Below are 11,919 nucleotides of genomic sequence, written 5' to 3'. Positions count from 1 at the left end.
TATATTTATGTATGTCCATGCATTATGGACTATATGCCGGAAGAATTTGATATAGATTTTTTTAGGGATACAGGTTTTATGAGGAAACAGTGTATATCATGTTCATCATATTTCTGGACCCTTGATTCTGAGAAAAAGACATGCGGTGACCCTGCATGTGAAAGCTATTCCTTTATAGGCAACTCACCAGTATACAGGAAATATACAATAGATGAGATGCGTGAAGAGTTTATAAAATTCTTTCAGAATGACAGTGAATTCAGGCATAAATTTATTCCAGCATATCCCGTGGTTCCCAGATGGCGCGATGATGTGCTTCTTGTAAACGCATCAATTTATGATTTTCAGCCACAGGTTACGTCCGGGCTTGTACCACCTCCGGGTAATCCAATTGTAATGTCACAGCCAAGTATAAGGATGCTTGACCTCGATCTGGTTGGCAAAACCGGGCGGCATTTGACAACATTTGAGATGCTGTGCCATGATGCATTTAACTATGAGGATAAATTTGTATACTGGAAGAATGAAACAATACGATACTCATTTAGATTTTTAACTGAAAGGCTTAAGGTTGATAAAAATTTAATTACGTATAAGGAAAAACCATGGTTTGGTGGGGGGAATGCTGGCAATGCTGTTGAGGTTTTTGTTAGGGGACTGGAGGTTGCAACCCTCGTATTCATGGACTTAAAGGAGGACCCAAACGGCGATGTTGAAATAGAGGGTACAAAATATTCGCACATGCCATTGAGGGTTGTTGATACGGGATATGGGCTGGAACGTCTGGTATGGCTATCCGCGGCAACATCAACAATCTATGATGCAATATATGATAAAACAATTAATTTTTTAATAGAAAATTCTAAGGCTAAAAAAATTAATGATAAAATTATGGCAAAGATCTCAGAAATCTCAGCTGTTATAGACCCATACAGTGAAGAAAAGGTTATGAATGAAGTTAAAAAATTTATGGAATCCAAAAAAATGGAATATAATGAAGATTTCATTAAACAGCTAAAGTTTCTAAGAGAGGTTTATTCACTTGCAGATCACACCAAAACGCTGTTACTTATGTTTTCAGATTATGTTATCCCCTCCAATGTGAAGGTTGGCTATCTGGCCAGAACGTTAATAAGGAGGTCATTTAGATTTATTGATGATATTGGATTTAAATATGATCTTGAAAAACTCCTTGAATTTCAGTATGGTGAGTTTAAAAATATAATTCCAAGGTTCGATGAAAAATTTATTTCCGATATAATAAAGATAGAGAGGGAAAAATATAATGCTGTTAATCAATCATCATTCAACATTGTTAAAAAATTTATAAAGGATGACGATTTACCTCTGGACAGCATTATCCGACTTTATGAGTCCTATGGAATAAATGAGGATCTAATTTCAGATATTTACCACCAAATTACTGGTAAAACATTAATCATTCCGGATAATTTCCATGAACTGATAATTAAAAACAAGGAGATTGGCCGTAAAGAAACAAAAAAGCAGCTTACCTTTCCAGATATAAAAACAAGGCCATTGTACTACGACAACACAAAAATTCTTGAGTTTACCGCAAATGTATTGTATTCATGTGATAAAAAAATTATACTTAACCAAACGGCGTTTTATCCAGAGGGCGGTGGGCAGCCTTATGATCTTGGTTATTTCATATACAACGGAAAACGTATAAACGTCTTAAATGTGCAAAAATATGGTGATTCAATAGTTCATTTTCTTGATTCGGATATACCCGAACATTCTAGGATTAAGGGTGTTGTTGATTATAATAGAAGACATCAGCTTATGATACATCATTCAGCAACACATCTGCTCCTTGGGGTAATGAGGTCATATTTTGGAGACCATGTATGGCAGAGTGGGGTAAAAAAGGATGTTAATGAATCAAGGCTGGATATAACACATTATAAAAAAATCACCGAGGAGGATATAAAAAATATAGAGGATTTATGTTTTAGGGCCATAGAGGATGGTAAAACAATAAGGGTTACAAACGAGAAATGGAATACGGCATTGGATAAATACGGTTTCAGGCTCTTCGAGGGAGGGGTACCTGTATCAAAAACAATAAGGGTTGTAACCATCCAGGATATAGATTCGGAGGGTTGTGGGGGCACGCATTTAGATAACACATCAGAAATACATTTTATTAAAATAATAAAAACTGAAACACTTCAGGAGGGCATTCAAAGGGTTACATTTGCAGCAGGTCCGGCTGCATTAAGATACGTACAGAAATTATACAACATAATAAAGGCGGAACAGGAATATATGCGTGTTGATGAGGATAAAATAGCCGATCAATCAAAGAAATACATTGAGGAATTAATAAGTTTAAGGAAAACTTACGATGATCAGTCCAGGGAGATAACAAAAAATATTATAAATAACCCTGAAAAAATAAATAACATTAATGTGTATAACATTGAAAATTATACGAATATAAAACTGCTTATATCGGCACTTCAAAAGTTTAATCAGGAATCCATAGTAATCAACAGGCTCCAGAATGAGGTTATTATTTATATAATATCCGGGCAGGCATCATCAATTACAGACAGCCTTATAAGCTTAATAAAGAATAATGGTATCGAGCCGGACAGGGTAACAAAATCACATGGTATATGTATAATGAATGTAAACAACATTAAAAATACAGATATACTATTGGATTCTATTAAAAAAGTGAAAAGTTAATTAAGGTGATTTTGGTAAGTATAAAAGTATGGACAATCCAGATAAAATTATAAATTTAACAAAATTTTATTTTGATTTTAAGAAATATGAGATATCAGAAGATTCAATAACATTCGATATAAACTGTAATGGCGATGAAAGGAATTTTTCAGAGTATATAGATCAGCTTAATTTAATTGGATACACAGCATTTACTGATTATTATGATGGCTGCAAATTAATAGTTATAAAATATAGCAAACATGGTGGGCATTCCATTATTAAGATCATTATGGGTATAATAACAATTTCCACAATAATTTACAGTGGATTTATATATGATTTATCATACTCTGGTGGAACTCCTGTTAAAAGCCTGCTGGGAGGTATATTTTTTTTTGCAGTCCCATTAATGATTATTATTTTGTTCCGGGAGTTTGGCAGATATATTGCATTTAAAAGAAGCGGCATGCATTATTCCTTTCCAATTATGGTCCCATCCCTTGGTATAGGCACACTGGGTTTTATTAATACATCAAGGGATCAGTATAAAACCGGAAAATCCATGCTTTTTTCAGGATTTTTATCAATACTCTTTGGTTTTATCTCATCAATAATAATTATAATTCTGGGCTTTTTTTATGAGCCTTCAGTATTAATATATCATAACATTGATTACATGCCCGTAAATAGATTGGATTTACCATTAATGTCAACATTTTTTTTAAACAAAATAATCCCTGCTGCAAGCTTAAAGCCTCCAATGGAATTTGCAGGCTATTCAGGATTAATAAGCACTGCCCTAAATGCACTTCCATTAGGATTTCTTGATGGTGGTCTTGTATCCTCGGCAATTTCAGGAAAAAACCAGATATATTTATCCATTGTTTCAATTATTATACTTCTAACTTTAAGTTTTATATTTCCGTTTATACTTATACTTTTAATTATCTCCGTTATAATAGGAATTAGAGGGCCGGCACCGTTAAATAATTTGATAAAAATTCCAAAAAAGGCAATGATTACCGCAGCCACCATTGTTACTTCCATACTCATATTTACCATGGTTCCTGCAGGGATTCAGGTCAATCATAATGGCGGAATAACTGTAAATATGCCATCATATGTAATTGTCAATAAAAACTGGCATGAAAATGCAACGCTTAAGGTGAGCATTGTAAACCACGGTGCTGGGAGAATAACCCCACAGTTCTATATAGATAACCTGAGCATGGTGGTTAACAATGGTCCCATGTATATAAATCCTGGTGGTTCAGGAACTTATAATATAAGCATTATGACGTATAATACAAACCTGAGCGGTTATAAAGACTATAAAATGTTGATATATACCGGTATGCAGACTTACAATGGCACGCTTAAGGTATATTATATTAAATCCACGCCAACAATGGTATCAGGAAATTACAGTAATACAAGTTCCGGAACAGTAGTGATTGGTGCAATGGTTGGAAGCAATATAACACTTAAAATATCAAACAATCTAAATTATACAATGAATTTACAGGCGGTATCGATATCCAACGGTATGGATATATTCAAGCTGACAAACTCTCATATATGGGAAAATATAACAGCGTCATCAAACATATTTGGCAACGGTATTATGCTTCCGCCGGACCACTCAATAAATATTACATTTAGGGCCCTAACACCAGGAACATGGATAATATTATTCTATTCTAATAATACATCCACACTTGTTATAATAAATGTGCATGCAGTTCATAAAAGATTTACATTTTCATTCTTTTTATTATTTCATCAGCAAATTCAGAACATTTTACAGGCTCAATATGCTCACGATCTGCAAGGTCCTTGGGGAGCTTATTCTCAATAAAGGTCTGGTGAACCGCATTTTCAATTATCTCAGATGATTTTTCCCATCCAAGGTACTTAAGCATCATTGATCCAGACATTATAAATGAGATTGGGTCAGCCACATCATACCCCGCATCCTGTGGTGCAGATCCCTGTATTGCCTCGAAAAAAGCAATACCATCACCAAAACTTCCACCATATTCTATATTAACCGAATTAACCAAAAATGATAATATAATCCTGTTTGAATAATTATCAAGTAAAACCATATCAAAATTTTCCGGATGATCAATTATCTGGCCGATAAATTCAGTTAATTCCATAATTTCAACATCCGGACTTGGGTTTAATTTTAATATTTCCTCCCGGCACCACTCAGGAAACTCTGGGTTTATCCTGCTATATACAATTGTTATTCTGTTCTTTCTATTATAATTATAATACTCGGCTGCAAGTTTTGCCATTTTTTTTGCCCTGAATCTGCTCTGGCTGATTATCATCAGGGCTGAATCCTGGCTTATATTTATATCATAATTTTCTGACATAAAATTAATTAAGTCCCTTGTTTTTTCAGAGGAATAATTAAAAGTGATTTCATTGTTCACCGAATCCCTGATTACTGTAATATACAGCCTTTCAAAATTTTTTATCATAACCGATATGCCCGGTAAATATCTTATTACCCTGACATTGGCATATAATCCAAGTTTTTGCCTTAAAAGTACATTTATGTTGCTTCTGTCCGGAAGGAAATTAAGTGTGGACTTCATTATTACCCTTATCTTTTTAATTTCCTCAAGTGAAATATCAGGTATGTATCTACCATACCTCTCATATGCCTCCCTGCCAATTATTATCTTATGCCATTCTATTGATTTTTCTCCTGAATAGGCTAGTTCAACAGCACTGTTCACGACCTTAATCATTGATGCTGTAATTTCAGGCCCGATGCCATCACCCTCAATGTATCCAACTGTGGTATGATTTGGTACATTCAGTTTATTATCATCGGAAACTGTTATGTTCATACACCACTTTATGCTTTATTTTATTTAATTTTATTGTTTGTTTTTTATTTCAATTAAAAGTTTTTTATACAAATTAATAATAATTGATTATGAGAACAGAACATGATGTTATCGGCGATGTATCCATAGAGGATAATGTTTATTATGGTGTAAATACATACAGGGCCAAAAATAATTTTCAAATCTCAGGAATAACTGCTGATTCTGATCATATAAAATCCATGGCACTTGTTAAAAAGGCTGCGGCATATGCCAATTATAAATCAGGCAAATTGGGGGAGGACCTGTACAGGGAAATATCCAGGGCATGTGATAGATTAATCAACGGAGAATTTAGGGACCAGTTTGTTGTTGATGTGTTTCAGGCCGGTGCTGGCACATCATTTAACATGAACACAAATGAGGTAATAGCAAATATCGTGCTGGAATCAATGGGCCATAAAAAAGGCGAATACAAATACGTGCATCCAAACGACATTATAAATATGAGCCAGTCAACAAATGATGTGTATCCAACAATGATGCGTGTTAATATAATGATTAAATCACAGAAATTCATCGAAAATGCTGAGCATCTTTTGGAATCATTAAAATCCAAGGCCATTGAATTTAAGGATATATATAAAACCGGGAGGACACATCTTCAGGATGCGGTCAGGGTAACCCTGGGTGATGAATTCAATGCATATTACTATGGATTATCAAAGAGCCTTGGTGAATATAAAAACGCACTTGAGTACATCCTTGAATTAAATATAGGTGGTACTGCAGTGGGCAATGGTGCAAATACACCGGAAAATTATAAAAAATATGCTGTTGAGGCGCTTTCCACGGAAACTGGCTTTAATTTCAGGGAAAGCCCTAATACCATGGGCATAATGCAATTTATGACCGATTTTTCAAGGGTTATGAATGCACTCGCTAACATATCCCTTGATATAAGCAAAATAGCCGATGATCTGAGGCTCCTTTATTCCGGCCCAGGATCGGGCATACATGAAATAGTTCTGCCGGCTGTTCAGCAGGGATCATCCATAATGCCCGGGAAAATTAATCCATCAATAGCCGAGGCCATGAATATGATATGCAATTCCATACTTGGATCACAGATGGCGGTTAATTATTCCGTTAAGGCGGGACAGCTTGAATTAAATGTAATGATGCCACATATGGATTACGAAATATCAAAGTCCATAGACAGGCTCTCAAATGGAATTAAAATGCTTGATGAAAAGGCAATATCAGGAATTAAACCCGATTTAAATAAAATCAGGGAAAACATGGAAAGAAGCTTTGGTTCAGCGGCACTTTTAAACCCCTATCTTGGCTATGATACAGTGGCAAAAATAGTTGAGGAGGCCCTTGAAACAGGAAAAAGCATTAAAGAACTTGCACTTAAAACAGGAAAAATAGACGAAAAAAAATACAATGAAATATTTAGCTTTCTGAAATAATTTTTATATACCAACCCATGGGTCTTTTTTAAATGCCTTTGAAACTATCATTGTATCGTATTTTATAACTCCCGGTTTTGTTGCAAGCTTATCCTCAAACTCCTGTATTGCCTCAAGATTCAAAAATAATCCCTGAAGAAGCAGCTGATTCTGCCCCCTCCTTCTGTAAAGGGAAAGCACATCAGGTTCATTTGCTATATCCTCTGCAATTTCATCAAGTTTTTCTGCCTCTGTATCTATTCTTATACATACCTTTATGCTATTTTCTATGGAATGCAGGTCAACAAGTGCAGAGAAACCGGTAATAATTTTTTTTCTTACAAGCTCATTAATCCTGCGTCTTACAGTAGCCTCACTGGTATTAAGCATTTTGGCTATTTCAGCATTTGACATTCTTGCATTATATCTCAAAAAACACATAATTTCCTTATCCAGCTCGTCAAAAGGCAGTATTGATGCGTCAATTTTGCTCCATCTTATGGATAAATCACACTCATAATTTTTACCGTCATTTTTATCTATATTTTTTTCTTCTGTCATATTTTTGTATTTTAATTCGATATATAACTTTTTTTATTTTTTTATGAACTAATTTTACTTTTTATTATCGAAAAATAATGTTAAACTATACTAATATATCACCATATTGCTTTATATAGTAGAAAAAAATTTTTATTTGTTAATGTAAATTCATAAAAATCATTATTAATTAATTTGCCATATATGACCATTATGAAAATATATTTTGAATCATATGGATGCACTCTTGAAAAATCCGAATCATCATTATATTTAAATAAGCTGCTTATGGATAAAAATAACACACTGGTTTCTGATCCGAATAAGGCTGATCTTAGCATAATAGGCACCTGTGTTGTAATAAAGCACACAGAGGATAAGATGATCAGGAGAATAGCCGATCTATCCTCAAAATCCAAAAGAGTGAAGGTTCTTGGATGCCTTAGCACAGTTAACGGAAACACTCTTGAGGGAGAGAATATTGAGGTCATTAAACCCCATGAGTTCAGGGATTTCTACCGTGGGTCTCTGGATGATATTGTAATAAATTCCGGGGTTTATGATGGTATACCAATAAACCAGGGGTGTACAGGAAGCTGTAATTTCTGTATTTCTCATATAGCCCGTGGAAAATTGCTATCAAGACCTCCAGAAAAGATTGTACGCCAAATAGAAATGGAACTGGATCGCGGTATACAGGAAATAAGAATATCATCTCTTGATACCGCGGCATATGGGAAGGATCTTGGCATTGATCTTGCCGACCTTATAAACAGTATAGTTTCCATAAACCGTAAATTTAAACTGCGTGTGGGAATGATGGAGCCAAGAAACACACATGACATACTTGAAAAATTAATAAAATCATATCAAAATGATAAGGTATTTAAATTCCTTCACCTGCCAGTTCAGAGTGCTGACAATAATGTTCTTTCAGCCATGAACCGTGAGTATACCATTGAGGAGGCCTCCAGGGTTTTCAACGAATTTAAAAAATCTTTTCCGGATATGGTGTTATCAACAGATATAATACTTGGATATTATAAGGATTCTGAAGAAAGCTTTGAAAGAACATATAAATTCATACAGGATCTTAAACCTGATATAATAAACGTTACAAGGTTCTCCCCAAGACCATACACAAAAGATTTTGATAAGCAGCCATTAAATTCAAATACACTTAAATCATGGTCAAACCAGTTAATAAAGCTCCATGAGGACATAATATCAAAAAAATTTGAAAGATTCATTGGCCGTGAGGAGAATGTCCTTATAACCGAGACAGGGAAAAATGGCACATCCATAGGCAGGGATCTAAACTACCGTCCTGTGGTGCTAAGTGGAAGCTACAGAAAGTATGAAAACGTAAAATGCAAAATAGTTTCATTTGGAAATAACTATCTTATTGGAGATGCAGAATAGATTATTATGCATTAATGCCTTTAGTTTCAGTATTTTTATTTTCCTCCTGTTTATCCACAGAGACTATTTCGTCCATCACATACCTTTTACTTTTTTTAAATCCAAAAATTAAATCAAATTCAGTGGGCGTAAGCACAGGCATTTTAAACTTTTCCTCATCGTCTATTGGCACCCTTGGGCATCCTGTGAAAATAATGGCATCACACATGAAATTTTCAAAATCGGCAGGATTAATATTATCTGCGCTTGTCATTATAACATTTTTATTAAGCGCCTTTAATTTTTCATAAATTTCATTTGCAATTTTCATTCTGTACTGTCCAATCTTGGTATCGACAACAACACAGAATCTCTTGGCATTCAATGCCCTTTCCATTCTTGCATAACGTTTTTTAAGAAAAATATCAGTATCATGCCTTATATTATGTATCTTTTTATCATTTAAATCAAGGATATAAACATCCCTGTCATCTGAAGATAACTGCACACCTATGCCATGGAAAAGTCCGGTGCTTATTAGGAGAAATGCATCAACATATAGAGATACAGAATGTGCAGTGCTAAAATTGCATCCAAGAACCTGCCCAGGATATTTTAGCCTCCCATCGTTTTTCCCAACGTAAACACTGAATCCGTTTCTTTCCAATCTATCCTTTATATAAAGCATTTCATTGTAGTACTGAACAGATGATAAAAGACCAATTTTATTTATGCCATCAGATTTAAGAACATCAAAGGTGGAATCATCTATTTCAATGGTATTGTAATAATATTCTATGAAAATAACAGGCAGTGGATAATTTATATTTGGTATCTCTGTGTGGCCTAGCTGAACAATGCAGTCAACACCTTCATAAATCTCCCTATTCCCAATATCACATGCACCGTAAAATGATGATGAGCTTACTATTACATTAAAATCTGAAGCAAAATAATTAAAAATGTCAAATGCCTGTGGTTTAAGGCCGTCTGGAATCTGTAATAAAATTTTTTTCGCATTCATCCGCTTTAACTGTTTAAATGCCTCCTCCTTATCCATAAAAACACCAATCATGGTATATGCCTTATTTATAAATCAAGTTATCTGTATAACTTTGAAACAAATAAAATATAATAAATAATGCATTGAATTAAATTTTTATAAGTTAAGGCTTGAGCTGTGCCCACCAAAGATTGATGCCTCAGGGTTAAGATACTTCTTTATTATATTAATGGCCATGTATGCATCCCCGCCCTCAACTGCAATCAATGGGTGTATTGGCTCCCCGGCTATGGAGGCAACGTCACCAACAGCATATATTCCTGGAATATTTGTTTCAAATCTATTATTCACCATAATGTTTCTTTTATTTGGGCTTGTCTCAAGATTTATTGATTTAAATAGGTTTGCCTTGCCCACATGGCCTATCGCTATGACCAGCCTGTCCAGTTTTAATATTTTGTCTGTATTATCATTTACATTATGCAGTGTAACATTTTCAAGCACGGAATTCCCCGAAATCTTTGAAACGCTGGTATTCATTATGAATTCAATTTTCTGGTTTTTTCTTGCATTTTCAAGGGTCTTCTCTGCAGCCCTGAATTTTTCACTATGATGTATTACATAAACCCTGGAAGCCACCTCCGCAAGTTCGTTTGCATAATCAATGGCAGCATCACCACCTCCCACCACTCCAACAACGGTATCCTTAAATTTTTCTATGTCCTTAACAGTATAACTTAAGCCTTTGTTAAGATAATCATCCTCTCCCGGGCACCCTATTTTCCTTGGTGTGAAATCTCCCATGCCGGTACATATTAATACAGCACGTGATGAATACAATTTTTCACCATTAACCTCCACATTGAACCCATTATCAGTTTTTATTATATCTGTAACCTTGGAATTAAATAAAATCTCATTGCCAAACATTCTTGCCTGTTCCTCCATCTTATCCCTTAATTCCATTGCGTTTATTCTTGGTATTCCCTGAACATCATAAACTGTTTTCTCTGGGTAAAGCTCTGGTATCTGTCCGCCACTGTAATCAAGCGCTTCAAGTGTAAGGCTCTTTATATCCCTCAGGCCGGCCAGGAATGTTGAGTAAAGACCAATAGGACCGGCACCAATTATTATCAACTCATAGTTTTGCATATGACTACATTAGGTTTTACTACAAAAATTTTAGTATTAAAATGTATAAATAGAGCTACCATTTTCCTGAGATGCACACTCTATTGTTCTATATTTTTTTCCACGGTTGCCTAGATATGACTTGGCATATGATAGGGCTATATCTGGTGTATTATTATTCTCACTAAGATGTGTAAGTATTATATGTGTATTTTCTGAGGCTGATTCGAACAGGGCATCGGCACTCTGTTCATTGGATAAATGGCCGTACTCACTTAAAATTCTTCTTTTTAATGGCTCCGAATACTTACCGTTGATTAACATATTGTAATCATAATTTGATTCAAGGGCAAGTATATCAGAATTTTTTATGCAGTATAATAAATCATCTGAAACCCTGCCAAGGTCAGATACAACAGCCATTTTAATGTTTCTATTTTTAATTATATAAACCACAGGGTCAATGGCATCATGGCTTACACTTACAGGTATTACTGAAAAATTTCCAATTGCAGTTTCATCATTTATTTTAAAGCCGGATATATTCAATCTTTCAAGTGTTCCAGGCCTGGAATATATATCTGCACCTATATTTTTAGAAATGGTTTTGGCCCCTGAGGCATGGTCGGAATGCTCATGGCTGATAAATATAGATTTTTCCAGATCATCAAAATTAAATGATGCAGTTTTGGTCCTGAATTTTCTCAGGCTAATACCCGCATCAATTATTATTAAATCATCCTCATCCCATATTAATGTTGAATTGCCCCTGCTTCCTGAGGCAATCATAAGGAAATTTATCATGGTTCATAATATTATTATTGTATTATAGATTTTTTATTTA

General features: G+C 34.6%; 9 protein-coding genes. 4 read left to right on the top strand and 5 right to left on the bottom strand.

What is annotated here, in order from left to right; all coding sequences use genetic code 11:
* Nucleotides 1–2,718 (top strand): alanine--tRNA ligase (gene alaS, locus AOG55_RS00665; RefSeq protein WP_330218569.1); only part of this gene is annotated, 2,718 nt, incomplete at its 5' end.
* A gap of 28 nt (nt 2,719–2,746) precedes the next feature.
* Complete coding sequence (locus AOG55_RS00660) at nt 2,747–4,558, top strand: hypothetical protein (RefSeq protein WP_054964381.1); 1,812 nt, start codon at nt 2,747–2,749, stop codon at nt 4,556–4,558.
* On the opposite strand, the gene AOG55_RS00655 is transcribed toward AOG55_RS00660, so the two are convergent.
* Nucleotides 4,455–5,567 (bottom strand): isocitrate/isopropylmalate family dehydrogenase, encoded by a 1,113-nt coding sequence (locus tag AOG55_RS00655; protein ID WP_048101888.1) that lies wholly within the window; start codon nt 5,565–5,567, stop codon nt 4,455–4,457. The two genes, AOG55_RS00660 and AOG55_RS00655, sit on opposite strands and share 104 nt — an antisense overlap.
* Nucleotides 5,568–5,656: 89 nt before the next feature.
* Between AOG55_RS00655 and AOG55_RS00650 the strand changes: the two genes are divergently transcribed.
* On the top strand, nt 5,657–7,021 hold the full coding sequence (locus AOG55_RS00650; protein WP_048101887.1) for an aspartate ammonia-lyase: 1,365 nt from the start codon (nt 5,657–5,659) through the stop codon (nt 7,019–7,021).
* Nucleotides 7,022–7,024: 3 nt separating this feature from the next.
* On the opposite strand, the gene AOG55_RS00645 is transcribed toward AOG55_RS00650, so the two are convergent.
* Nucleotides 7,025–7,561 carry an Lrp/AsnC family transcriptional regulator gene (locus AOG55_RS00645; protein ID WP_048101886.1) on the bottom strand — a complete coding sequence of 179 codons (537 nt, stop codon included), beginning with the start codon at nt 7,559–7,561 and terminating at the stop codon, nt 7,025–7,027.
* 192 nt (nt 7,562–7,753) lie between these two features.
* On the opposite strand from AOG55_RS00645, the gene AOG55_RS00640 reads away from it, so the two are divergent.
* Nucleotides 7,754–8,962, top strand: a complete 1,209-nt coding sequence (locus tag AOG55_RS00640) for a tRNA (N(6)-L-threonylcarbamoyladenosine(37)-C(2))-methylthiotransferase (RefSeq protein ID WP_048101885.1) — start codon at nt 7,754–7,756, stop codon at nt 8,960–8,962.
* 4 nt (nt 8,963–8,966) lie between these two features.
* Here AOG55_RS00640 and dph2 read toward each other — a convergent pair whose 3' ends face one another.
* The 3 genes from dph2 to AOG55_RS00625 form a co-directional block, all read right to left on the bottom strand.
* Nucleotides 8,967–10,001, bottom strand: coding sequence for a diphthamide biosynthesis enzyme Dph2 (dph2, locus tag AOG55_RS00635; protein ID WP_048102160.1), 1,035 nt, complete (start codon nt 9,999–10,001; stop codon nt 8,967–8,969).
* 99 nt (nt 10,002–10,100) lie between these two features.
* The gene (locus AOG55_RS00630; protein WP_048101884.1) at nt 10,101–11,096 is read right to left on the bottom strand and encodes an NAD(P)/FAD-dependent oxidoreductase; all 996 of its coding nucleotides are present in this window, start codon (nt 11,094–11,096) and stop codon (nt 10,101–10,103) included.
* A gap of 36 nt (nt 11,097–11,132) precedes the next feature.
* Nucleotides 11,133–11,879 (bottom strand): MBL fold metallo-hydrolase, encoded by a 747-nt coding sequence (locus AOG55_RS00625; protein WP_048101883.1) that lies wholly within the window; start codon nt 11,877–11,879, stop codon nt 11,133–11,135.
* Nucleotides 11,880–11,919: the final 40 nt, after the last annotated feature.

The sequence above is a fragment of the Acidiplasma cupricumulans genome (genome assembly GCF_001402935.1).
Classification (GTDB): Archaea; Thermoplasmatota; Thermoplasmata; order Thermoplasmatales; family Thermoplasmataceae; genus Acidiplasma; species Acidiplasma aeolicum.
The sequence above is the reverse complement of the archived record's forward strand: the minus strand, read 5'-3'. Positions and strand labels throughout refer to the sequence as shown.

Bases quoted from the DNA above. Each gene is read 5' to 3' on its own strand.
- AOG55_RS00645 (WP_048101886.1), bottom strand. From the start codon at position 7,561: ATGACAGAAGAAAAAAATATAGATAAAAATGACGGTAAAAATTATGAG.
- AOG55_RS00640 (WP_048101885.1), top strand. From the start codon at position 7,754: ATGAAAATATATTTTGAATCATATGGATGCACTCTTGAAAAATCCGAA.
- AOG55_RS00630 (WP_048101884.1), bottom strand. From the start codon at position 11,096: ATGCAAAACTATGAGTTGATAATAATTGGTGCCGGTCCTATTGGTCTT.
- AOG55_RS00655 (WP_048101888.1), bottom strand. From the start codon at position 5,567: ATGAACATAACAGTTTCCGATGATAATAAACTGAATGTACCAAATCAT.
- AOG55_RS00625 (WP_048101883.1), bottom strand. From the start codon at position 11,879: ATGATAAATTTCCTTATGATTGCCTCAGGAAGCAGGGGCAATTCAACA.
- dph2 (WP_048102160.1), bottom strand. From the start codon at position 10,001: ATGGATAAGGAGGAGGCATTTAAACAGTTAAAGCGGATGAATGCGAAA.
- AOG55_RS00650 (WP_048101887.1), top strand. From the start codon at position 5,657: ATGAGAACAGAACATGATGTTATCGGCGATGTATCCATAGAGGATAAT.
- AOG55_RS00660 (WP_054964381.1), top strand. From the start codon at position 2,747: ATGGACAATCCAGATAAAATTATAAATTTAACAAAATTTTATTTTGAT.